The organism is Dysgonomonas mossii (genome assembly GCF_004569505.1).
In the GTDB taxonomy this organism is placed as follows: Bacteria; Bacteroidota; Bacteroidia; order Bacteroidales; family Dysgonomonadaceae; genus Dysgonomonas.
In genome coordinates this window covers 1-379 of the sequence record NZ_SPPK01000165.1, presented here as the reverse complement: position 1 = coordinate 379, position 379 = coordinate 1, and the positions used below count along the sequence as shown (strand labels likewise).

The 379-nt window shown below is 64.9% G+C and carries 1 protein-coding gene; it reads right to left on the bottom strand.

Annotation, left to right across the window (positions count from 1 at the left end; all coding sequences use genetic code 11):
* Positions 1-379 (bottom strand): D-alanyl-D-alanine carboxypeptidase (locus E4T88_RS17910; RefSeq protein ID WP_185146770.1); only part of this gene is annotated, 379 nt, incomplete at both ends.

Below are 379 nucleotides of genomic sequence, written 5' to 3'. Positions count from 1 at the left end.
CCACCACCCAGCTATTGCCGTTGTTGTCGCGGCTGAAGCCAGCGATGGCGCGCACCGTGTTCAGGGTGCCGGTCTTGACGTGGGCTTCGCCGCGCAGGGCGGTGGTTTTCAGGCGTTTACGCATGGTGCCGTCGGTGCCGGCAATCGGCAGCGAGCTGATGTATTCCGCTGAATACGGGCCTTTCCAGGCGGCTTGCAGCATGGCAGCCATCTCGCGGGCACTGACCCGTTCGGCGCGGGACAGACCCGAACCGTTCTCCATCACCAGGTGCGGCGCGGTGATGCCTTTCTTCGCCAGCCACTGACGCACGACACGTTGTGCGGCCTTGGCGTCGTCGCCATCGGCATCGTTTCGGAACTGCGCACCGAGGCTCAGGAA